This is a genomic window from Bacillus sp. ME78, assembly GCF_903970865.1.
GTDB lineage: Bacteria > Bacillota > Bacilli > Bacillales > Bacillaceae_G > Bacillus_A > Bacillus_A cereus.
On the sequence record NZ_CAJCKK010000007.1, the window covers coordinates 148,165 to 173,190 of the forward strand.

The following is a 25,026-nucleotide window of genomic DNA, read 5'->3' on the forward strand; positions in this document are numbered from 1 at the left end:
CTTCTATTAGCAAGATACTGTTTCTGCTTCTAATAATTCTTTAGCACCTTTGTACTCTACACCGTGAGCTTCTGCAACTGCTTCAAATGTTACATAGCCATCTAATGTGTTAATACCTTTTAGTAATGCAGAGTTGCCTAGGCAAGCTTCTTTGTAGCCTTTGTTAGCAATTTGTACTGCATATGGTACTGTTACGTTTGTTAATGCAAGAGTTGATGTACGTGGAACCGCACCTGGCATGTTTGCAACTGCATAATGAACAACGCCGTGTTTTTCGTAAGTTGGGTTATCATGAGTTGTAATACGGTCAGTTGTTTCGAAAATACCACCTTGGTCAATCGCGATATCTACAACAACAGAACCTGGTTCCATTGATTTAATCATTTCTTCTGTTACAAGTTTTGGAGCTTTTGCACCTGGGATTAATACTGCACCGATTACAAGATCAGACTCTTTTACAGCTTCTGCAATATTGTAAGGATTAGACATTAAAGTTTTTACTTGGTTTCCGAAAATGTCATCTAATTGACGAAGACGTTCTGCGCTTAAGTCGATGATTGTTACATCCGCACCTAGTCCAACTGCAATTTTAGCAGCATTTGTACCAGCTTGTCCACCACCGATGATTGTTACTTTACCACGTTTAACTCCTGGAACACCTGCAAGTAAGATACCTTTACCGCCTTTGTTTTTCTCAAGGAATTGCGCACCAATTTGTGCAGCCATACGACCAGCTACTTCACTCATAGGTGCAAGTAATGGTAGAGAACGGTTTTCTAATTGTACTGTTTCATATGCAATCGCAACAACTTTCTTCTCAATTAACGCTTTTGTTAATTCTGGCTCTGGAGCTAAGTGTAAGTATGTGAATAAGATTAAGCCTTCACTGAAGTGTTTGTATTCGCTTTCAATTGGTTCTTTAACTTTCATAACCATTTCCATGTTCCAAGCTTCTTCAGCTGTATCAACAATTTTTGCTCCCGCTTCAACATATTGAGCGTCTGTGAAACCAGATCCTAAACCTGCACCCTTTTGAATGAATACTTCGTGATTGTTACGAATTAAATGTACAACACCTGCTGGTGTCATTGCCACACGGTTTTCGTTGTTTTTAATTTCTGCTGGTACCCCAATACGCATAATGAAATGCCCCCTTATAATTAACAGAAAAAAGAGATTCTTTTTTCTTTTTGTAATAATTAATAACTTATGTCCTTATTCTAGCATAACTTAAAAGTTATGAAAACGCTAACATATCATTTTTCTAAAGTTTATATATTTAGAATAGTGTAAATATATAAAACATTGATTCTATTAGGGGTTTCGTGACATTCCATTATCTTTCACTCAATTTTTATTATACTTCTTCAAAATAAACAGTAATCATTTATTATTTGACAATAATGTAACAATGTAAAAAACTAAGCGATAACGTATACATATACAGTTATTACTTTACTTAATACTTTAGAGATATATTCTTTTCACAAAAAAACAGCTGCTAGCATTTAGCTAGCAGCTGGGTAACTTATAAATAATTTTAAAAACAAATCATCTGTCGTTTCAGTAATTTTATCAAACAGATCACTTTCTTCCGCTTCTTGCTCTTTTAACATCTTAATTGTTTCACGTGCATCTTCAGGGTAATCAGTTATGATACCATCTACGTTTAACTTATAATATGCCTTTAAATTTTCCATATCATTTACTGTCCATACGTAAATTGGTTTGTTTAACTTCCTTGCTTCTTTTACTAATTTCTTATTTAACATATATTCTTCTGCTACGTAAAAGTCAGCCTTCACATTCTTTAAGTTAGCTCTACTTGCATACAATATATACCCTACTTTTATATCTGGATTTGCACGCTTAAACTCTTTAATAAGCGGATAGTGTAACGTTTGAATTACACATTGCTTCTCAAATTCATTATCTTTAATCGTTTTTAAGACTTTGTTTACAAAGTCTTTTTCGCCCCCATGAAGCTTCACTTCTATATTAAGTTTGATTTTGCCATTTGCTAGCTTAATGATTTCATCAAGTGTACTTATTTGTCCTGAAAGTCCATCTTGACTAAGGGTAAGCTGCCTTAACTCAGCCATCGTTAAATCTGACACATGCACATTTGCATTTGCGAGACGTTTCAGCTTCAAATCATGTATAACCGCTAGTTCACCGTCTTTCGTTTGTAATACATCTATTTCAGCGTAGTCTGCTTTTGCATCAATAGCACCTTGCACAGCTTCTTTCGTATTTTCTACACCTTTTGATATATACCCGCGGTGCGCCATAATAATCGGTTCTTTATACGAATTTGAAATAAACGTTACAATGAAGGCAACGACCATTCCCGCAGTAATAATCCCTACAATGTATACGCCAATGAATTTCCAACGATGTTTTTGGAAGAAACATTTATCTGCTTTCGTTTTCGAATAATCTAATCCTTCTTCTAATAAAACATCTTCAACCGGTACCTTTTGTAAGTATAATCGCGTAATCGCCATAATATAAAATGGCGTCACGATAAAGCTGAATAAATACAATGTGCTCGTTAAAAATACAGAAATCGTTGATTCAGCTAATAATGCAAATGTTCCTTTCGGGTTTGTAAATTCATAAACACCCCATAGGCACAATAAATATATTCCCAAAAATACGACATATACAATTCCAATTGAAATAAAAAATCCTACTAAAAAGAGTAGTACTTTAAAAAAGCTTTCCTTTACTAAATTTGCACTTTTACGTGCTGCCACGCGAAATGATTTTTGCTCTAAAACAACAATAGGTAGAACGAAAATCCATCGAAGATTCAAATACGCGACTACAGCAAAGAACGTGTAATAACCAACTTGCCCCATCGTTGTCTTAAACAGTTCTCCTGTAATAAAGTTAGGAATTTGAATTTGCGGGATTAATGCCGTTTCATATCCCATATTTAAAAGAGGCAACAATACGACAGCATATAAAATAAATCCTGGTAAGCAATATGTGAAAAGAGTAGGTAAATACGTTACCGTTTTATATAAAATCGGACGTAATTTCACCTTCTGTCTTTTATGAGCGAAATACGAAATAATAATAAGCACCGCAAATTCCGTAAAGATAAGAAACAGTGCTAACAATGATAAAATTACGATTGCTAAGATGCCATAAGGCGTCTTTAAAAACGCTAATAATTCATCATTTGTCGCATTTGCATAACCACCAAAATACAATAACTTATTAAAAATAATTCCAAATAGCGGAACAAACACAATCGCTGCTAATAATTTATAAGCAAGTTGAAAAGTTAATACATTCCAAAAAGCAAATTTAACTGTTTGAAAGGAATGTCTCATTACTCCTGGTATAGATAGTTTTTTACGGTGTTGCATATATTCCTCCAAATTCTAAAACGGTATTTGAGATGGATTCCATATTTCCAGTTCTAATCCATCTTTTTAATAATAATATATTCCGCTTAACATGAACACTCTTATACATATAATGAAAAAAGTGATGGCTACTTCCCATCACTTTTTCATTTATTCTATTTTTTCTCTAGCCCTTGTCCAAATGCTTTCAAGAAGCTAAAACCGAATGTAATAGCTCTATTGATATCTGGATCTTTTAATACTTTAAAGAAATCCATCACTTTTGTTTTTTTGCCACTATTTAATTCATCTGTTGCAAATTGCAATCCTGTAACTAAACTTGACGTAATTTGCTTCGTTATTTCTGGGTCAACTGAAGATAACGCTTCTCCTGCCCCCATCATATTATTTAACGCATTTTTAACGGGTTCACGATTTAATTGCTCCACAGCGATTTTTGAAACATCTTCCTTCGCAGCAAGTAAACTAATTGCCGCATCTAATATACCAGCCTTCTGCAACTGTGCTAAAAGCTGCATCGTTTCTTCTACTGCTTCACGATTATTAGATAGCTCATTTAGAAGTTCATCTGCTACTTGCTGTTTCTGTTCTTCCTCTGTTACAACTTTCTTTTTAATTACAGTAATTTCTTTCGCCACTCTCTCCGCCCCCTAGTCCACAAGTGATACGTATTGTTTTCTTTGCCATTTTTGCTGGATTTCAACACCGTTTTGCGGATTACGCTTTTTATCTCTCGGGTTTGAAGATGGTAACGGACGATTCCCTTTTTCACGTAGTACACGCATCTTTACCATCGTTTGTTTGTACGCTGGTGTACACGTATAAAGATCTGTCGCCGTTCCAGTTAAAATATTGATTGCCTCTTCATTTACCGTTGCATGCATCGGTAAATATAGCTCTTTCCCCGTTACACGATCTGTAACAAGTGCCTGTACTTTAATTTTCCCAAATGGTGATGCTAATTCTACAAGACCACCATCTTTCACATTGCGCTCTAGGGCAAGTTCAGGCGAGATTTCAACGAACACTTCAGATACTTTAGATAAAATACCAGCCGATTTATTCGTCATATTCCCTTCATGGAAATGTTCTAACATACGACCATTATTTAAAAGTAAATCATACTCATCTGGCGCTACAACTGGTGGTACCCATTCATCTAATGATAGACGAGCTAGTTTATCTGGGAAGTTAAATCCGTCCACATATAATAGTGGTGTATCGCTGCCATCATGGCTACCCCAACATAAACTATTCCATCCTTCTAAACGATCGTATGTTGCCTGAGAATATAAAGGTGCAAGCGATGCAATTTCATCCATGATTTCACTTGGATTTTCATAATTCCAGTCCCCGCCAAGTGCACGAGCTACTTTTTGTAAAATCCACCAGTCTGGCTTTGAATCACCAAGCGGCTTCAATACTTCATATAATCTTTGAATACGGCGCTCTGTATTCGTAAATGTTCCCTCTTTTTCTAAGCTTGGTGCTGCCGGTAAAATAACATCAGCAAAACGAGCTGTTTTCGATAAGAACATATCTTGAACAACAAGGAAATCTAAATTCGCTAAAATATGTTGTACATGGTTGGCATTCGAATCTACTAAAGCCATTTCTTCACCCATAACATACATACCACGCAGTTTTCCTTCATCTGCCGCAAGTAACATTGCAATATTATTTAAGCCTGGTGCTTTCGGAATTGTAGTACCGTATGCTTTTTCAAATTTCGCACGGAGCGCATCATCTGAAACTGCTTGGTAACCTGGAAGCCAGTTTGGTAATGTTGCCATATCACAAGCGCCTTGTACGTTATTATGTCCGCGTAATGGATATGCTCCTGCACCAGGACGACGATAATTACCCGTAACAAGCAATAGATTTGAAATTGCTGCTGAAGTTGTACTTCCTCCAGTATTTTGAGTTACACCCATTCCCCAAAGTACACAAGTACCATCTGCTTCATATACCATACGAGCCATTTCTTTCAGATTTTCTTTCGAAATCCCCGTAATTTCTTCTGTATAATCAAGCGTATACTTTTCTACCATTTTGCTATATTCATCAAAATTCTTCACATTTTCAGCTATGAACTTTTTATCGTGCCAATCTTGATCAATAATATATTTCGTAATACCAGCGAGCCATACATAATCAGTTCCTTGGCGCGGATGAATGAATAAATCCGCACGCTCTGCCATTTCATGTTTACGAAGGTCCGCCACAATTAATTTTTGGTCATGTAATTTATGAGCACGTTTTACACGCGTTGCAAGTACAGGATGTCCTTCTGTTGGATTTGCTCCAACGATAATGACAAGGCCTGCTTCCGCAATATCCTTCACTGTTCCAGCGTCCCCTCCCATACCGACAGTTTTAAATAAACCATCTGTTGCTGGAGATTGACAATAACGGGAACAGTTGTCTACATTATTCGTTCCATATATTTGACGGGCTAGTTTTTGCATAAGATAATTTTCTTCATTCGTTACTTTCGAAGAAGAAATAAATCCAAATGCATCACTTCCATATTCTGATTTAATATGCTGCATATTGGATGCAACAACTTCAAGAGCCTCTTCCCATGAAGCTTCAACAAACATATCTCCTTGGCGAATTAATGGCTTTGTAATACGATCTTCACTGTTTACAAAATCCCATCCAAATTTTCCTTTTACACATGTGGAAATACCGTTAACCGGCGCATCTGAAACAGGCTGTACTTTCAAAATTTGGCGGTCTTTCGTCCATACTTCAAATGAACAACCTACACCACAAAATGTACAAACTGTTTTTGTTTTATTCACTTTCGTCTTACGCATCGCAGCCTCTACTTCTGAAACTGCTAAAATACTACTATATCCAGGCTCTACATCCTTTACAAAATCAATCATTGGATCTAACACATCCGGTTTCAATCCAGTCATGAATCCGGCTTCACCCAGCATTGTTTTTTCCATTAACGCATTACATGGACATACTGTTACACACTGTCCACAACTTACACAAGATGAGTCATTTATACTTACACCATTGTCCCATATAACACGTGGACGGTCTAAGCTCCAATCAATCGATATAGTTTCATTCACTTGTAAGTTTTGACATACTTCTACACACTGCCCACAAGCAATACATTGATTTGGATCATATCGATAAAATGGATGTGACATATCCACTTCACACGCACTTACTTTTGGCTCATACGGATATTTCTGTTCCTCAATTCCCATCATATGTACTGTATTATGGACTTTACAGTTACCATTATTGTTATCACAAACGGTACAATACAGTAGGTGATTCTCTAATATTCGATCCATTGCCTCAGTCTGTGCCTCTTTTGCACGCTGGGACTGTCTTTCGATATGCATACCGTTCTCTAATTTCGTTGAACAAGCACGCAATAACTTTCCATTTACTTCTACAATACACGTATCACAAGTTTGAATTGGATCTACTTCTGGTACATGACAAATTTGAGGATGTTCCAAATTACTCTCGTTAAATAATTGTAGTATCGTCTTTTCACCTGATGCAGAAAATTCTTTACCATCGACGGTTACACGGACTGTCTGTTCTGCCATAGTTTCCCCTCTCCTTACAACCAACTGTACAACACAATTATGAATCCGTTTTCAAAACCGCATTACTGTACATATTTTTGAAACGCTCTACCCAAATACTTTCCTATGAAGTCGATTCTAGATGTTATAAGGTATAACTACGAAAGCTTGAAAATATCACTATTCTACAGTTCTATTATATCGTACATATACAATAATAACCAAAATAATCTGTGATCTTCTTGTTAATAGGTGTTTTTATTTTTCCCATTGTTTTATGATAAATGTGGGAGAGAAATACATATAAAAGGGGAATTAAATATGGGGCCTACGCAAGAGACTTATACAATTGTACGTTATCAATCTGGTACATTTTCAAAACAACTTGACGAGATTGTTACAGAATCTCCTATTACTATTAAATTGAATGGTGAAGAATATGTAACAGTCGTATGCACACCAAATTATATTGAAGATATGGTAATTGGTTTTTTAATTTCTGAGGGGATTATTTCTTCCTATAACGATGTTGAAGAACTATGGGTTCAAAAAGATAACGGAATTGTCCATGTAAAATCATCAAAAGTGAATCCGCTCTATCAAACTTTATATAATAAACGATACATCACTTCTTGCTGCGGAAAAGGTAGACAAGGTTTTATTTTCGTAAACGATGCGGCAAAAGCAAAAGACTTACATGATATACATGTAAAAATTACTCCTGAAGAATGTTTTTACTTAATGAATACTTTACAACAATCTTCCACTACCTTTCGCCAAACTGGTGGTGTTCACAATACCGCGCTATGTGATCGAAATAATATCCTTCTATCAAGAATGGATATCGGAAGACATAATGCAGTAGACAAAATATACGGTCATTGTTTACGCAATGATATATCTGTTAAAGGAAAAATTATCGCATTTAGCGGACGTATTTCATCCGAAATTTTACTCAAAGTTTCAAAAATCGGATGTGAAATTGTTCTATCTAAATCTGCCCCAACAAAACTAGCATTGCAACTTGCTCACGATTTAGGCATTACAGTCGTAGGATTTATTAGAAATGAATCTTGTAATATTTACACACATCCACATCGAATTGATGGTTATCAATCGAATAACTAAAATAACTCCTCAATCGAGGAGTTATTTTAGTTATAAAAATGTAACATATTAAACACTTGAATAGTTAATAAAGTTAATATATAATTTCATTACATAATTAAAACAAAACATTGTAGCATATATCTTTTCATTCTTTTACAAATTAAAAGAGACTTCTAACAAAACGCATACACATTCTTATAAAAGTAATGGATTTATTTTATTTAAAATCGACCAAGGAGGTTACAACGATGGAAATTCGCTTATTAACGACAGAGGACGCAGAAATATATTTAAAAGTTTGTATGGAAGGTTTAACGAAGAACCCGGAAGCTTTTAGCTCTTCTTATGAAGATGTTCTTAAACATGAGGATCCTGTAGCTGCTATGGCAAAACGATTAAGCAATCCGGATAAGTATACTCTAGGGGTCTTCAAAGATAACGATTTAATTGGTATCGCTACTTTAGAAACAAAGCCTTTCATTAAACAAGAACATAAAGCAAAAATTGGCTCCGTTTTTGTTTCCCCAAAAGCGCGTGGCCTTGGAGCAGGACGAGCTCTAATTAAAGCAATTATTGAAAATGCCGATAAATTACATGTAGAACAACTTATGCTCGATGTTGTAGTTGGTAACGATGCAGCAAAAAAATTATATGAGTCATTAGGTTTCCAAACTTACGGCGTACAAGAGCGTTCATTAAAACATAACGGTCAATATTGGGACGAGGAACATATGGTTCTGTTCTTAAATGATTAATACTTCAATATAAGGTGAAACTTTACTCAGTGGGGGAGTTTTCCAAAAACATCTTTCTTAATAAGAAAGATGTTTTTTTCATTACAACAATGTAATCTTCATGTCACCTTTATCGATCGTACCAAACCTTTCCATTCATTATACTAAAAATATAAAGTGAAACTTTACTCAGTGGGGAACTACATCCCACGCTGATCGCATGTACTTGATATGTAGAGGAGAATGTGACATGAAACAAAACAAACGAGCTATGCTTTTAATATTTACTACAGCAATTGTAACTTCTGGATTAGCAATTTTACCTTGGTTTATTATATGAACACTCCCCCTAACAATGAAAAAAGCTGATTGCTTCTTAAGAAGCAATCAGCTTTTTTTATATTATAAAATCCCCAAAATTTTATTTACGCAACTTATAATAATAACCATAGATACGGCAACGCACATGACAACCGTATTACGATCTTGCTTTTCTTTTTTTGAAATTTCTTCTTTTGAATTCATGTGTATGATCTCCTTTTAAAAAAAGTGTGAGATAGGAAATTTTTCTTATCCGATGCGAGGTGAATACGAAAACCCTCTCTATCTCACATACACAATAGAATGGAATTGTCATTTTATAAATAAAATGACATGACGTTATGTCGCAACATAGGGTATTTTGTGTCGCTACGTTTTCTATTATAAAAAATAGTTGTGCAAAACTAGTGCATTTTTTATGTCAATTACTCTGAGCGAAAAAATCAGCCCTCCATTCAATCACATAAAAAGAGTTTTTTATTATTTTCATGTAAACTATACAAGTAGAATGAACAGTTTGGGGTGCACAAGATTATGGTAAAAATTTTATTAGTAGACGATGAAGAACGTATGTTGCGATTATTAGATCTGTTCTTAAGCCCTCGCGGCTATTTTTGTATGAAAGCTACCTCTGGCCTTGAAGCACTAAAATTAATCGAACAAAAAGAATTCGATATTATTTTATTAGATGTTATGATGCCAAATATGGATGGATGGGATACTTGCTATCAAATTCGTCAAATTTCCAACGTTCCTATCATTATGTTAACAGCTCGCAACCAAAACTACGATATGGTGAAAGGCCTCACGATGGGCGCAGATGATTATATTACAAAACCGTTTGATGAGCATGTATTAGTCGCACGAATCGAGGCTATATTACGCCGTACAAAAAAAGATGGCTTTGTTAGTTTCAATGGTATTGAGTGGGATAAAACGAAACATACTGTCACAGTGTACGATGAAAAAATCTCGCTAACTCCTATCGAATTTTCGTTACTCGGACTATTTTTGCAAAATACAAACCGTGCTTATAGCCGAGATGATTTAATCGAAAAAATTTGGGGCTATGAAACAGATATCGAATATAGAACAATTGACTCACACATTCGTAATATCCGTGATAAACTACGCAAAAAAGGATTTCCGATTGAAGATTACCTAGAAACGGTCTATAAAGTCGGATATAAATGGAAAAGTGAATAATTACTTCGGTCAGTGGGAAATCGTATACCACTGACTCTTTATTATGAATAAGGTATGGTGAAAAAATGAGTAAACTTTCCCTTAAAATTGGGACATACTTTTTAATATTAGCTTTATGTATTGAAACAATTGCTTTCGTATCTTTTTATAAAAGCCTTTCAAAAATGCGTATTGTAGAGGAAACAGATGCTCTTTTAGAGAAAGGTAATCGCTATAGTAAAAAAATTAAAAGCCGCGAGAGACGGGATGAATATTATAAAGAAATGAAACACGCTGAACATAATAAAAATCCTAAACGTCCTGTGTACCCTGAGTTCGATATTACGAATGAGGCTGCACACTTAGTTGAATCGGAATCAATTTCTAACTCCGATATAGCTATCATTATTACTGACCATAACGGCAAAATTATTTCCACCTCAGAACCCGTAACAAAAGATATGCAAAAACAACTTACTTGTAAAACAGAAACTGTCCCAGACGGCGGGTTGGTCGTTGAAAGGAACTGGAAAAAATCAAAGTTCATCACAACAGTAAGTCCACTTAACACAACAAAGTTTCAAGGAAAGCTATATATGTTATTAAAAACATCTTTCCTAGAAAATATGTTACTTAAACTCATGAACCAATTTCTTATCATTAGCGTTTTAACAATTATTTTAACAACAATTTCTGTCTTTGTTTTTTCACGCGTTATTACAGAACCACTTGTAAAAATGAAAAGAGCGACAGAAAAAATGTCAAAATTAAACAAGCCAATTCAATTAGGTATTAAACGAAATGATGAACTCGGTAGTTTAGCAAAAACAATTGAAGATTTATCGAGTGAACTTACGTATATGAAAAAAGAGCGCAATGAATTTCTCGCTAGTGTCGCTCATGAACTATTAACTCCATTGACCTATATGAAAGGTTATGCAAAGGTAGCAAAGAGAGACTCTTTAACAAAAGAGGAGCGAGAAGAATACTTACAAATCATTGAGGATGAAACGGATAGTGTAACCAATCTCGTCCAAGATTTATTTATGCTTGTACAATTAGAACAACACCAATTTGTTATAAAAAAACAAAAAGTACTTCTTCAGCCATTTTTAGAACGAATGGTAGAAAAAACAAAAACAACATTAACAAATAAGCAAATGCAGCTTCATGTATATTGCAAAGATGATTTAGAAGTTTGCATAGACGAAAGACGTATGGAACAAGTTATGTTAAATTTATTACACAACGCTTATCAACATTCGCCAGAAAACACATCTATTACGATACGTGTACTCATGAAAACAGATTCTTTTACAATAAGTGTACAAGATGAAGGTGAAGGTATTCCTGAAGAAGATATCCCGCATATTTTTGACCGCTTTTATCGTGTCGATAAATCTAGAACACGAGCTACAGGCGGAAAAGGTATCGGGCTAGCTGTTGCAAAGGAAATTGTAGAATTGCATAACGGTTCTATTCTAGTAACAAGCCAATTAGGAGCAGGAACAAACTTTATAATTGAACTACCTTTTGAGTAATATGCGTGTGAAAACACCAGTAGTAGTAAACACTACTGGTGTTATTTTGTTCATAAAAACAGCTGATATAAGCTAAGCTTTTGAAATTATTCTTATTTCAATATAAAATAAAGGTACATTTGCAAAGATTTGGAGGGTGATATAATTGGATATCCATGTATTAACAAAAGACGAAGCAGAAATTTACTTAGAACTTCGCGTAGAAGGATTAAAGCAAAACCCTGAAGCATTCAGCTCTTCTTATGAAGATATTATTAATAAAGAGTGTGCGATTGAATATAAAGCACAAAAATTAGCACAAGATGAAAACTATACGCTAGGTGCATTTAAAGATGGAAAATTAATCGGGGTTGCAACACTGGAAACGAAACCATATGTAAAACAAGAACATAAAGCTAAAATCGGTTCTGTATATGTATCTCCCAAAGCGCGCGGACTTGGAGCAGGAAAAGCACTTATTAAAGAATGTCTTGAGCTTGCTAAATCTTTAGAAGTAGAACAAGTTATGCTTGATGTTGTTGTTGGCAACGATGGAGCGAAAAAACTTTATGAATCATTAGGTTTTAAAACATTCGGTGTACAAGAACGTTCATTAAAATATAACGGACAATATTGGGACGAAGAGCATATGGTCTTATTCTTAGATGAAAATAAATAATAAAAAACATCCTCATGTTTGGAGGATGTTTTTTACTTTCTTGTAAACCATGCCGTGTGTAATAATTGAATCGCTTTCGCAATTTCTTCCTCTGATAATATCGCAAACCCAAGTAAAACTACATTTTCAGGTGCAGTATCGTCTTTATAGTACGTAGACACAGGATATATTTTGATACTATGTTTCGCAGCTTCTTGAATTAATTCTTCTTCCCGCATTCCATTATGCACTTTTAATAAAATGTGTAATCCCGAATCTTCTCCTATCACTTCAACACGATTAGAGAAATACTTCTCTATTTCAAAAACAAGTCGATCTCTCTTCTTTCGGTAGACGACACGCATTTTATGAATATGTTTTTCCCAATAGCCTTCATTTAAAAATCTTCTAATCACTTCTTGGTCCATTCTTGAAACACTTTGTGTATAAAATAAATATTGCTGTTGATACTTTTTAATTAATTTCTTCGGCAACACCATATAGCTCATCCGTAGCGATGGTAATAATGCTTTAGATAGCGTCCCCATATAAATAACTTTCCCCTCTGTATCTAACCCTTGCAGCGCCGGTATAGGCTTTCCAGAATAGCGAAATTCACTATCATAATCATCTTCAATAATATACCTGCTCTCTTCTTTCTTCGCCCATTGTAAAAGCTGCACCCTTCTCGTAATAGGCATAATCATTCCATATGGAAACTGATGGGAAGGTGTAACAAATACAACATTCGCATTGCTATTTTCTAAATCTGCAATACAAATTCCATCTCTATCTAAAGATAACATTTGGACTCTTGCTTCTCCCTGTTCAAAAACAACCATCTTCCTATGATACCCTGGGTTTTCAACTGCATAATTGCTTCCCTTTAACAATTGAAACAATAGTTTCACTAATATTTGTGTTCCCGCTCCTAATACAATTTGACTAGCTGAACAACGCACACCTCTAGATTCATACAAATAATTCGCAATCTCTTCTCTTAAGCTTGCTTCTCCTTGAGGGTGTCCTAGAAAGAGAAGTTCGTTATTATGCGGCTGCCATACTTCATTTACAATTTTCCGATACATATTGAATGGAAAAGCATTTGTATCAATTCCTGTTTGTGTAAAATCAAATTTATAACTCTTCTCCTGAAACGGTACTTCTTCTATTCTATCTCCGCTATCCTCTACATGAACCATTTGCTCAATCTTGCATACAAAATAACCTTTTCTCGATATCGACTCAATATAACCTTCTGCAAGTAATTGTTCGTACGCTGCCTCTACTGTATTTTTACTTACTTGTAAATGTATCGCTAACTTTCGCTTAGCCGGTAATTTCGTAAAAGGGACAATCGATCCATCTTTAATCTCTTTTTTTACATACTCATACAATTGCACATACAATGCCTTTTTACTATTCATATTTAAATTAGGCGTTAATTCTAACATAATATCTGACCCCTTAATAAAACTAAAATCTGATACTTTTTATAGTACCAGAAGTTATATATAATTCCTTTTATCATGTCACACATAAAAAATCAAATACTGGAGAGGAGAAACATGATAATGAACAATGGTAGACGTATCGGACTCATTATGATTATTACAGGGGCTACATTATGGGGATTATCTGGTCCAATGATTCAGTGGCTATTTCAACATACTAATGTATCCTCAATTGATTTTTTAACAATTCGATTGTTGCTTGCAGGAATATTTATTTTGTCTTTCTTACTTATAAAGAAACAAAACATATTTCAAATTTGGAAACACCCTAGATATTCTATACAACTTATTATTTTTTCTATTCTCGGCATGCTTGGTGCGCAATACGCCTTTATCGAAACAGTTCATATTAGTAACGCGGTCACAGCAACACTATTTCAATTTCTAGGTCCTGTTCTTATAACCATGTATGTTGCATTTGAACAAAGAAAATTCCCTGCTTCCATGCAACTATTCGCAATTATAGCCGCGCTAATAGGAACATACTTTATTATTACAAATGGCTCAATTGAAAATGTTGTTTTATCTAAAGAAGCTATTATTTTTGGACTATTAACAGCAATTGGATTTGCATTTTATACCCTTCATCCGGCTTCTCTCATTAAAGAATGCGGGACAACTGTAGTAATTGGTTGGGGGATGTTAATCGGAGGAATTGCACTACTTATTTATAATCGTTCATTCGGGTGGAGTCACTTTTCACAAACCCTTACACTAAAAACTTTTTCTATGCTTATTCTTATCATTATTAGTGGTACCCTTTCTTTCCTTCTATATATCGGTAGTCTTAAATATTTAGCAGCAACAGAAACAAGCATTTTATCTAGCATTGAACCCCTTGTAGCTGCCATCGTTTCAATCACTTGGCTAAATGAATCTTTTGGAACATATCAATTATTAGGCGGCGTATGTATCGTTCTGTCCGTTATTTTTTTGACGATGCCTCAAAAAGAAACCGAACCAACCTATACAACGGAACAAATATAAAATGAAACTTTAATTAGTGGGGACTATCTCCCACTAATTATTAACCTACACCAATCGGGCTTTTACGGGATAAAAAATGTCAAAAGAGGTCGTACAAAACTTACGACCTCTTTTTATACTTTAAAGGAATTGTCCCGCCTTCTAGCAAATACAATTACACTAACAATAAAAACTAGGAGTGTGGCACCATGAAAAAAATCGGAACTATGCTACTTCTCTCCTTCCTCATCACTGGATGCACACCAGCACAACCTGATTCAAAAGCATCTAAAACTGAAGCTGTCGCAACGTCATCCAATCAAGTGAACGCACCTTCCTTCTTTCATCTTAGTGTTTTAAAAGATGTAAATTGGGAAGAAGCCCCCTCATTCATAGACGGAAAAATACCTTTAAAAGGCATCGAAGGAAAAATCGCAATGGCTGATAGTCCTATTATCGCGAATGAACAAAATGAAATAATGTGGTACTTTCTAGATTCTGAAATACCAACTGGAAAATTGTCTATTATTGCGCTAAAACAAGGATCTGTAACTCCGACACCAGTACTCTTTCAAAAAGAAACTTCCAAACAAACTTGGACCACTTCAAATACAATCGATTCTACTGCAAACGAACTCCCTCTCACTATGTCACTACCTTCATCTGGATTATGGTTATTAAATATATATGTGAATGAAAAATATTATGATCAGTTTGTAATCACTGCTGAGTAAAGTGACAAAAATAAACCACTTTCTTACAATAATGTAATTTCTACGTCATGTACTTCGATAGTTGAATTATCTCTCTTCTCTTATACTTAAAGTAAGAAATGAAACGAGGAGAGATGAAAAAAATGATAGAAGTAATCGTAGCAGTAACTGAGGTTTTAGTGAATGGTAAACAAGTTGCAATGGAATTAAATAAATAGTGAAGAAACATAAATAATTCTACACTTCTTCATTATTTTGATTTCTTATCTCAAAAAAGCAGTGCCTTTTAGGCACTGCTTTTCGCTATTAATAACGTGGTATTTTCGTAATTTGTGCCACGCCTGAATCAATAGCTGCTTTCGCTACTGCTTCTGCAACACTTGGAACAACTCTTTTATCTAATGGATTCGGGATTACATAATTCGCATTACGTTCTTCATCAGTAATGATGTTAGCGATCCCATATGCTGCCGCTAATTTCATCTCTTCTGTAATATCAGTTGCGCGCACATCTAACGCACCGCGGAATATTCCGGGAAACGCCAATACATTATTTACTTGATTCGCATAATCCGAGCGCCCAGTTCCTACTACAGCTGCACCAGCCTCTAATGCATCCTCAGGGAAGATTTCTGGAATTGGATTCGCCATTGCAAACACAATTGCTTTCTCATTCATCGTCTGTACAAGTTCTTTCGTTAATACGTTAGGAGCAGATACGCCAATAAAAATATCAGCTTGTTGAATCGCTTCTTTTAACGTTCCACGCACATGTTCACGATTTGTCTTTTTTGAAACTTCAATTTGTGCTTCGTTCATCCATGTTTCACCTTCACAAACAATACCTTCTAGGCTAACTAACGTAATGTGCTTTGCACCAGCCTTTAATAATAATTTTCCAATTGCAATTCCTGCCGAACCCGCACCGTTAATAACGATTTTCACATTATCCATTTGTTTGCTAACAACTTTTAATGCATTAATAACAGCTGCTAAAACGACAATAGCTGTTCCATGTTGATCATCATGGAATACAGGAATATTCGTTTCTTCTTTTAATCGTTTTTCAATTTCAAAACAACGCGGTGCTGCAATATCTTCTAAATTAATCCCTGCAAATGTAGGCTCTAAATTTTTTACAAGGGTAACGATTTCATCTACATCCGTTGTGCCTAAACATAATGGGAAAGCATCTACATTCGCAAACTTCTTAAACAAAATACTTTTTCCTTCCATAACAGGCATAGCCGCTTTCGGTCCAATGTTTCCTAAACCGAGTACCGCTGTTCCATCTGAAACAACTGCCACCATATTGCCACGTGCTGTATAGTCATACACTGTTTCTTCATCTGCCGCAATTGCTTTACACGACTCCGCTACACCTGGTGTATACGTCAGGCTTAAATCATCCGCTGAATTTACCTCCACTTTACTTGTAATTTCAATTTTCCCTACTAATTCTTTATGCAATAACAATGATCTTTCATTAATTTGATTTTCTAACATACTTATAATCTCCCCTTAATTTGACAAGCTAGCTATATGAATATAGCTAGCTTGTTTGATCATGAAAACATTTTTAATAATATTGTCGCCGTTACAACCATTGCCGCCCCGCCTAAACGAGTTGAAATTTGCGCGAACGGCATTAATTCCATACGATTTGAAGCCGATAAAATAGCAACATCTCCAGTTCCGCCTAAACCGCTATGACATCCAGTTACAATCGCCGATTCAACTGGATACATTTTCATCACTTTCCCTACAAGAAAACCTGATGCTACCATTGTAAGAACAACCGATGCGCACACAACAACATATCCTACTGAAAGAACTGCTGCTACGTCTTTTAACGGAATATATAGCAATCCTAATCCAACCATTAAAGGCCAAGTTAAATTCTTCGAAATAAATTTATATAAATGGAATGCTCCTTGCTCCATTTTTGCTGGCATTAATTTAAAGTATTTCACAAGTGCTGCTGAGAAAATCATAATGATTGCCCCAGGAATACCGATGAACTTAGAAGCAAATCCTCCGAAGATGAAGAACGTACACGCAATTAATAAACCTGCTCCCATTAATGAGAAGTCAATTGGCTTCTCTGTATTTTGTTCTTTTAATAATTCTGCTTGATTGTCTGTTTTCACTAATACACCGTTACCACTAAGCTCCGGTTTCTTCTCACCTAAACGCTTCATATACCCTGCACTTACAATTGCGAACATATTTCCAATAATAGCTGCTGGAATAAGCTGTGATACAAACGTTGCTGACGATTCATTTAAAATATCACTATAAGCTAGCGACAATGGTAAAATCCCTTCCCCGATACCACCACTCACAATTGGTACGATGATAAAGAAGAATGTGTGCTTCATTTCAAATCCAAATAATGAACCGACCAATAACCCTACTGCTACAGAAGCTAACGTCCCTACTACTAAAGGAATAAACATGCGAACGAAACCTTGTACTAACACTTTACGGTTCATTCCTAAAATACTTCCGACTACTAAACAAGAAATATATAAATATAAAAAGTTCGATTTTTTCATTAACATAGTCGCAGCTTCCATTGAAGCTGGATTCATCCAGTTAAAAAATACAAGTAATGATGGAATAAATAACGAAAGTATTGCTGGACCGCCGATATTTTTTAAAATTGGAATTCTCATCCCAATATCGCCTAAGAAAATCCCCATGATCATAATAACTGCAAATCCACCAATCATATCTGCTGGCAATTTATTATATACAGATGCCCCATAAATAATAGCAGCCAATACTACATATAACGGTAAAGGTATAACACCGATTTTTACATTCATAATTTTAGAAGCGAAAGATTCTCTTTGTACTTCATTTCCTTCAGAAAATGATACCGCTTCCACATTCTTTTGAATTCCCATATGGCACCCCCTCGTTTTCTTAATAACAATATTAAAACGCTTTCAATAGTAAAAATAGTTTTTGTAAGTTTTGTAATTGATTTTGTAATTAAAAAAAGTATAAGCGACTTATACTAAGTCGCTTATACGTAAAACTCTATTTTCTTTTGATCAACACATCTTAATTTACTTACAGGTCTTCCCACATGTTGGTACATCATTTCGTTTTCTAACACCCCAATGTCAGTCAAAAACATTACATATTTTCGAATAGAAACTCTTGAAATTCCAACTAATTGTGCCATTTCATCTGTTGTAAACACCCTTCCATTCAACGACTCGATCTTCTGCCAAATTAATTGCAATGTTTGCTTCGTTAACCCTTTCGGAAGCTCTTTCGTGACAGTAGGCGCCCTTTTTTCTTTTTGTAAAATTAACGAATCTAATTCCGATTGACTAATTTTTTGTTGTTCTTTCATAAAAGTAAGTTTTTCTCGATATATAGTTAATGCCTCTTTAAATCGTTCAAATGTAAATGGTTTAATTAAATAATCTACTACGCCATATTGTAATGCTTTTTTAATACTTCCCATATCATGTACAGCTGAAATCATTATAATATCGATTTCTTTTTCTTGGTTCCGGATATACATTAAAAGCTCAAAACCAGTCTCTTCAGGCATAAAAATATCAAGTAATACTAAATCTACTCGTGATTTCTCTAATATTTCTATCGCCGACTTTACTGAGTTAACTGCTTGAACAAGCTCAAACCCTCCTACTTGCTCTAAATAATGCGTATTTAACATTGCTACCATCGGGTCATCTTCTACAATTAAAACTTTAATCATATTTGCCTCTCATCCCTACCTTTAGGTATTTCAATTGTTATCGTTGTTCCCTTTCCTACTAATGAATGCATATGAATTTCCCCATTTATTCGCTGTATACTTTCTTTTACAAGATACAAACCATAACCGCGGTTATCTCCCTTTGTGGAATAACCTTTCGTAAATAATTCCTCTATTTCTTTTTCTTGTATACCTTTTCCCGTATCTTGCACTGTAATAGTTAATATATCCCCTTGTTGTATCTTAACTTCAACTTGTTTCTGTTCACAATTCGTAACTGCCTCTAATGCATTATCAATTAAATTTCCAACAATCGTAATAAGTTCATGGATAATACTTTCATCATCTATTTCCGGCATATAAGAATCTTCACTTATAATTAATTTTATATTTTTCTCTCTAGCATAGCTGAGCTTCCCGAGTAAAAAACCAGCAAATACTGGACTTTTTATTCTTTTCATAACTCCACCAATTTCATATTGATGCTCTGATACCATGCCGCTTATATACTTCTGTAATTCTTCATACTGTTTCATATGTGTAAGCCCTAATACGACATGCATCTTATTCATAAACTCATGAGATTGTGCCCGTAATGCTTCTGCATATAGTCTAATACCAGTTAGTTCCTCTGCTAGTTTTCTAATCTCTGTTTTATCACGAAATGTTGCAATTGCACCAACTATTTCTCCTTTTACATATAAAGGAACTCGATTCGTCACAATCGTAATTCCGTAAATATTTTGTTCTTCGTTTAATTGTACTTCTCCCGTTTGCAATACTTCTTTTATACGTGAATTTGGCATATACAACTCAACATCTTTACCGATAAAATCTTCTTCAAGTCCGCTTTTTTTAAATAGACGTTTCGCTTCATTATTAATTAACGTTACTCTAGCCTCTTTATCTACAGCAATAATACCTTCCTTTACAGATTGTAGCATCGTATTTCTTTCTTCAAGAATTTTTGCTATCCTGTGCGGCTCAAGACCGAATAAACTTTTCTTTATATGTCTAGCTAGCAATATTGCTCCTATAATTCCGACTAATACACCAACTCCGACACCAATATAAATGATATGTCTACTTTCCTTAACTCTCTCTTTTACATTATCTGCTGAAATACCAACAGCCACTGCTCCAAGTTGTTCACCTGTTTCAGAAAATATTGGTACAAACACTCGCATGGAAATACCTAAAGTTCCTTCTGCTAACGATACATGTTCTTTTCCTTTCAATACAGGCCCTTCATCCCCGCCAATAAAATGATGACCTATTTTTTGAGGATCTGGATGAGATTTTCTTATTCCATCCATGTCCATAACTACAATAAATTGAACACCTGTGTTTTTTAATATCCTATTTGTATACGTTTGGATTGCAGAGGTATCTGCTTTCCCAACCAAACCATCGATTACAATCGAATCATTCGCCACAATGTGTGCAATTGTTTTTGCCTTCTCTGATTGGCTATCCTCCGTCGTCCGTTCCACATTATGACTAATTAATACATCTGTCACAAGTAAAGAAAAAATTACAACTGTACAAACTAACAATGTAATCGTTTTCCACAAATTCCATAGTCTTTTTCTTTTTTTCATCCCGTTAATGACTCCCCTAATTGCTGAATAGAAAAATAAGTAAGGTGATATTATTTTCACCTTACTTATCTGCTATTATTATACTTTAAATTTACTAGTCATCGCTTGTAGTTCTTCGGCCATCTCAGCTAAGTTTTGCGAAGCTGAACTAATTTCTTCCATGGAATTAACCTGTTCTTCTGTTGAAGCTGCAACACTTTGCATACTAGCTGTATTTTCTTCTGCAGCAGCTGCAATTTCATCAATAGCATTTGTCACTTCATTTGCATCTCCAGCAATTCTCTTCGTTGTTTCTACCATTTGATTAACTTGAGAAACAATATGTGTAGTAGAACTTAAAATTTCCGTAAAACTTACTTTCGTTTTTGTTACAACATCAAGGCCTTGTTGAACTTCTCCATTCACATTATCCATTGCCTTAACAGTATGTTCAATATCCGCCTTAATTTCTGCGATTAAATTTGCAATCTCTCCAGATGACTCTCCTGATTGCTCTGCTAATTTTCTAACCTCATCTGCTACAATAGCAAATCCTCGTCCCTGTTCACCTGCTCTTGCTGCTTCAATAGCCGCATTCAAAGCTAATAAGTTCGTTTGAGTAGCGATGTTTTGAATTGCTTCAGAAATAGCCCCTACCTGCTTTGATTTCTCATCAAGAAGTTTAATAATAGCATCTGACTCGGATACTGATTTAGAAATAGACTGCATTTGTTTTGCGGTTTGTTCAACTAAATCTTCTCCCTCTTCAGCTCTTTCTCGCGCATGTAATGAGGAAATAGAAATTGACTCTGCGCTTCCAGTTACATCTTGAATTGCTGTATTTACTTGTTGCAATGTAGCCGCACCTTCTTCAACACCTTGACTTTGTGATTCGGCCCCACCTGATACTTGTTCCATTGCAATTGTAATTTGGTCTGTCGCATCATTTGCTTGCTGTACGCTCGCTGTTAACTCTTCTGCCGATGCTGCAACATGTTCTGCTGAAAAGCTTATTTGGGTAATAACATCTTGTAAAGACGTAGACATTTCATTAAATGAATTCCCTAATTTTCCTATGTCATCCTTGGAATGGATTGTAATTTTCTCTGTTAAATCTCCCTTACTAATTTTATATGCCGATTCAGCTATTTTTCGTAATGGCCTTGTAATAGACTTTGTAATGAAATAAATTAATACACTACCAAATGCAATAGCGATAGCAATGACAATCAAAGTCTTATAAAACACTGGACTGGCAGCTTGAGTAATTTCTTCATCGAACATAACGCCAACTACTTTCCAGCCTGTTTTCTCATTTGTTGCAAAGATTAAATTCTTTTTATCATCTTGTTCTGTATAAGACACATTTCCTTGTTTATCTTCATAAATTGGTTTAATCCAAGGATCAGTAACTTTTGCACCTGGTTTTCTAGATGGATGACTAACAATTTGCTTATTTTGATCTAAAATAACTGCATAACCTTTTTCACCAATGTTAATCATTTTGGAAATTTTTAAGATGTTATCTAAGTTTAAATTAATTCCTATAACACCTTTACCATCTTTTACTTCTTTCGCAATTGTCACTACCATATTTTTTGTAGATGCTGATTGATATGGTGCAGTAACAATTACTTTCCCTTTATTTTCATGTGCTTCTTTATACCAAGATCTATCTGTTGGATTATACCCATCAGCCATTTGGATAAATGGTTCTCTTATAAACTTTCCCGTCTCTGTTCCAATATAAATACCTTCTACTTCTGGATGAAGCTTTATATATTGTGCTAACTTCGTTCTTACTATTTCTTCTTGTCCGTTTGGATATGTATCCTCTGTTAAGATGTCTGCAAAGTACGTCGCATCAACAAATTTCTCTTCTATATTTTGAGAAATAACAGTATTTAAAACTGAAATATTCTCCTTTGCTTTATCTGTCATTTGATGTTCAAAATTTGTTTTGGCAGTTTGATATGAAACACCACCGATAATAATTCCTGGTATAGTTAAAATAATAAAAAATGAAATGATTAATTTTTTATTGATACTCATACATTTAACCCAGTTAAATATTTTTTGCATAATAAGCCTCCTTTATGTAATGTGGATACTTGTGTCATTTTATACAATTAACATATATAAAACAATATATAATGATAACATGTAATTTTTTCGTCAATTATGCATTTTTGCATATTCAATCCTTATACGTATTTTAATCATAAAAATAAGAGAACTTTAGCATTATATATGCTAAAGTTCTCTTATTTCTTAACAGCTTCTACTCTATAAAACTTTTCTTATAATCCTCAAATGTTTTATCCTTCCCCTTATAGTCATATTACTAAAAATCTTCGTCCTAATTTATTTAGCGCTCTTTACATAACTAATTGCCTGACTTCCCATTTGTACCCATGCCTGTTCAAAGGCTTCTCTCGGTACTTTTACATCTAAGCTATCCTCAAGTGGATCTCGAATATATACAGATTCCTGATCATACCCAATAAGTACAACACAATGTTCATTATACGTAATAGAAACATCTCCACTATTTGTTTCCCATGTAGTAAATTCATCTTCATCTAATGGTGCAAATGTTGCATTCGTGATCATGACTACAGGTTTCCCTGCTTTTACACTCTTATAAATTTCTTCTATATTCTTCCCTGTTAAGTCTACAGCTTTATTAGGTAAATATTTTTCCGCTAACTGAAAAAGTGGCCCATGATATACACCGTATCCTGATTCAGAGAATGTATAAATATTACCTACAAATCCTTCATTTGGATTCCCGCGCACACCATTGTCTATAAAATCAACTTTTTTTATTTCATTTGCTAATGTCATCTTATCCACTGAAACACCAGCGTATTGTAACATCATCGCTAAGCTTGTCACTTCACAGCCTCTATCCAATTCTGGTAACTGCTGAATTAATGGAACATTTGATAAGATGACTTTTTCATCGTTATTACTAAACTCCGTTTCTTTTCCTCTTTGTATATTTGAGAATGTTAACTTCTCTACATACTTTGGAATTCCATTTGTATATACACTCCATATTGCTGTACCTAGTAAAGCTGTACATATATACCACTTCAATTTTCTTATCGCTTTCACGCCCTTATTAATTCGTTAAATAAGAATAAAATGCGTCAGCATCCGTTCGTATCATCGGTACAAAATTTAGTTCTTTTCCTTTTTCAGGCTGATCTTTTTTTATCTTTTCCGCTAACTCTTGAATATTCATATTCATTTTATCCATATTAAGCTCATCTGCCATTTGTAGCACCATTTGTTCATTAATTTCTCTTAATATTTGATATATATCTTTACCATACAAATCAATATGATATTTTTTTGCTTCTTCCTGTACTTTTTGTTCGTACACTTCTTGTGCTAACTCTTCAATTTCTTTTCCTTTTTGAGAAATGTCTAACTTTCCTGCTTCTTCTCTTACTTTCTTTCCGTAGATTTCTTCCGCGATGTCTTCGATTTCTTTTCCATCTGTCGAAATACCTAATTTATCTGCTTCATCTTTAATTTTAATCGCATTAATTTGAGTAATTAAATCTACAATTGATGTATTCTCTATAGATATACCTAGCTTTAATGCTTCTTGCTTTACTTTTGTTTCATAGATTTCTTCTGACAGCGTCCCAACATCTTTTCCTTCAATCGATATGCCTAACTGCTCTGCTTCCCTTCCTACTTCTGTTTCATGAATTTCTTTTTCTAGTGTAATTTGTTCTTTTCCTTCCGTTTCAATACCTAGTTTCTCTGCTTTTTCTTCTGTATGCACTGCATGTATCTTACCATTGTTCAATTGTTCTTTACTGCGCTGCGTGTAATCAGTCTTTCCTTTTGATGTTTCAGAAGAAGAGGCACCCCCTAATATAATTAAACTCATTACTCCAATAGCGAATACCGTCATCATTTTCTTTTTCAAAATTAATTCCTCCCTCTTATACTTTCTTTCCCATCATTCCCCTAGTTTTTTTAATACTATACATACATCTCATCGCTGCTTGAGATAA

Annotated in this window: 20 protein-coding genes; 7 read left to right on the forward strand and 13 right to left on the reverse strand. The window is 34.7% G+C overall.

Annotation, left to right across the window (positions count from 1 at the left end; genetic code table 11):
• Nucleotides 1-6 precede the first annotated feature (6 nt).
• The 4 genes from ald to fdhF form a co-directional block, all read right to left on the reverse strand.
• A complete protein-coding gene (gene ald, locus H6481_RS11225) occupies nt 7-1,140 on the reverse strand; it encodes an alanine dehydrogenase (protein ID WP_001219741.1) in 1,134 nt (377 codons plus the stop codon).
• Nucleotides 1,141-1,508: 368 nt separating this feature from the next.
• Complete coding sequence (locus H6481_RS11230) at nt 1,509-3,380, reverse strand: glycerophosphodiester phosphodiesterase (protein WP_001164720.1); 1,872 nt, start codon at nt 3,378-3,380, stop codon at nt 1,509-1,511.
• A 155-nt stretch (nt 3,381-3,535) separates the two neighbouring features.
• Complete coding sequence (locus H6481_RS11235; protein WP_001040540.1) at nt 3,536-4,018, reverse strand: DUF1641 domain-containing protein; 483 nt, start codon at nt 4,016-4,018, stop codon at nt 3,536-3,538.
• A gap of 12 nt (nt 4,019-4,030) precedes the next feature.
• On the reverse strand, nt 4,031-6,967 hold the full coding sequence (gene fdhF, locus H6481_RS11240; RefSeq protein WP_182811668.1) for a formate dehydrogenase subunit alpha: 2,937 nt from the start codon (nt 6,965-6,967) through the stop codon (nt 4,031-4,033).
• Nucleotides 6,968-7,267: 300 nt separating this feature from the next.
• Between fdhF and fdhD the strand changes: the two genes are divergently transcribed.
• Nucleotides 7,268-8,074, forward strand: a complete 807-nt coding sequence (fdhD, locus tag H6481_RS11245) for a formate dehydrogenase accessory sulfurtransferase FdhD (protein ID WP_182811671.1) — start codon at nt 7,268-7,270, stop codon at nt 8,072-8,074.
• Between the two features lie 230 nt (nt 8,075-8,304).
• Nucleotides 8,305-8,811 carry a GNAT family N-acetyltransferase gene (locus tag H6481_RS11250; RefSeq protein WP_000405875.1) on the forward strand — a complete coding sequence of 169 codons (507 nt, stop codon included), beginning with the start codon at nt 8,305-8,307 and terminating at the stop codon, nt 8,809-8,811.
• Nucleotides 8,812-9,192: 381 nt separating this feature from the next.
• On the opposite strand, the gene H6481_RS28790 is transcribed toward H6481_RS11250, so the two are convergent.
• On the reverse strand, nt 9,193-9,315 hold the full coding sequence (locus tag H6481_RS28790) for a hypothetical protein (protein ID WP_001085006.1): 123 nt from the start codon (nt 9,313-9,315) through the stop codon (nt 9,193-9,195).
• Between the two features lie 330 nt (nt 9,316-9,645).
• Here H6481_RS28790 and H6481_RS11255 point away from each other — a divergent pair, with 330 nt between their 5' ends.
• The 3 genes from H6481_RS11255 (at nt 9,646) to H6481_RS11265 (ending at nt 12,495) form a co-directional block, all read left to right on the forward strand.
• Nucleotides 9,646-10,317 carry a response regulator transcription factor gene (locus tag H6481_RS11255; RefSeq protein WP_000238956.1) on the forward strand — a complete coding sequence of 224 codons (672 nt, stop codon included), beginning with the start codon at nt 9,646-9,648 and terminating at the stop codon, nt 10,315-10,317.
• Between the two features lie 65 nt (nt 10,318-10,382).
• Nucleotides 10,383-11,837, forward strand: a complete 1,455-nt coding sequence (locus H6481_RS11260) for a HAMP domain-containing sensor histidine kinase (protein ID WP_161520017.1) — start codon at nt 10,383-10,385, stop codon at nt 11,835-11,837.
• A 145-nt stretch (nt 11,838-11,982) separates the two neighbouring features.
• Complete coding sequence (locus H6481_RS11265) at nt 11,983-12,495, forward strand: GNAT family N-acetyltransferase (protein ID WP_000351212.1); 513 nt, start codon at nt 11,983-11,985, stop codon at nt 12,493-12,495.
• A 32-nt stretch (nt 12,496-12,527) separates the two neighbouring features.
• Here H6481_RS11265 and H6481_RS11270 read toward each other — a convergent pair whose 3' ends face one another.
• Complete coding sequence (locus tag H6481_RS11270) at nt 12,528-13,928, reverse strand: PLP-dependent aminotransferase family protein (RefSeq protein WP_182811674.1); 1,401 nt, start codon at nt 13,926-13,928, stop codon at nt 12,528-12,530.
• Nucleotides 13,929-14,048: 120 nt separating this feature from the next.
• Here H6481_RS11270 and H6481_RS11275 point away from each other — a divergent pair, with 120 nt between their 5' ends.
• Both H6481_RS11275 and H6481_RS11280 read left to right on the forward strand, forming a co-directional pair.
• A complete protein-coding gene (locus H6481_RS11275; RefSeq protein WP_182811677.1) occupies nt 14,049-14,975 on the forward strand; it encodes a DMT family transporter in 927 nt (308 codons plus the stop codon).
• Nucleotides 14,976-15,163: 188 nt separating this feature from the next.
• Complete coding sequence (locus H6481_RS11280; protein ID WP_000719680.1) at nt 15,164-15,688, forward strand: DUF4871 domain-containing protein; 525 nt, start codon at nt 15,164-15,166, stop codon at nt 15,686-15,688.
• A gap of 285 nt (nt 15,689-15,973) precedes the next feature.
• On the opposite strand, the gene H6481_RS11285 is transcribed toward H6481_RS11280, so the two are convergent.
• The 7 genes from H6481_RS11285 to H6481_RS11315 form a co-directional block, all read right to left on the reverse strand.
• The gene (locus tag H6481_RS11285) at nt 15,974-17,173 is read right to left on the reverse strand and encodes a malic enzyme-like NAD(P)-binding protein (protein ID WP_016121819.1); all 1,200 of its coding nucleotides are present in this window, start codon (nt 17,171-17,173) and stop codon (nt 15,974-15,976) included.
• A 59-nt stretch (nt 17,174-17,232) separates the two neighbouring features.
• Nucleotides 17,233-18,579: a 2-hydroxycarboxylate transporter family protein gene (locus H6481_RS11290; protein ID WP_000512722.1), complete on the reverse strand. Its 1,347-nt coding sequence runs from the start codon at nt 18,577-18,579 to the stop codon at nt 17,233-17,235.
• A gap of 122 nt (nt 18,580-18,701) precedes the next feature.
• Nucleotides 18,702-19,409: a response regulator gene (locus H6481_RS11295; protein ID WP_000598664.1), complete on the reverse strand. Its 708-nt coding sequence runs from the start codon at nt 19,407-19,409 to the stop codon at nt 18,702-18,704.
• Entirely contained in the window at nt 19,406-21,010 is a 1,605-nt protein-coding gene (locus tag H6481_RS11300) for a sensor histidine kinase (RefSeq protein WP_000746429.1), read from the reverse strand. Before H6481_RS11300 ends, H6481_RS11295 begins: the two co-directional genes overlap by 4 nt.
• A 78-nt stretch (nt 21,011-21,088) precedes the next feature.
• A complete protein-coding gene (locus tag H6481_RS11305; RefSeq protein ID WP_001169215.1) occupies nt 21,089-23,071 on the reverse strand; it encodes a methyl-accepting chemotaxis protein in 1,983 nt (660 codons plus the stop codon).
• Between the two features lie 282 nt (nt 23,072-23,353).
• Complete coding sequence (locus H6481_RS11310) at nt 23,354-24,109, reverse strand: C39 family peptidase (RefSeq protein WP_000644447.1); 756 nt, start codon at nt 24,107-24,109, stop codon at nt 23,354-23,356.
• Nucleotides 24,110-24,116: 7 nt separating this feature from the next.
• Nucleotides 24,117-24,938 (reverse strand): transporter, encoded by an 822-nt coding sequence (locus tag H6481_RS11315; protein ID WP_182811680.1) that lies wholly within the window; start codon nt 24,936-24,938, stop codon nt 24,117-24,119.
• Nucleotides 24,939-25,026: the final 88 nt, after the last annotated feature.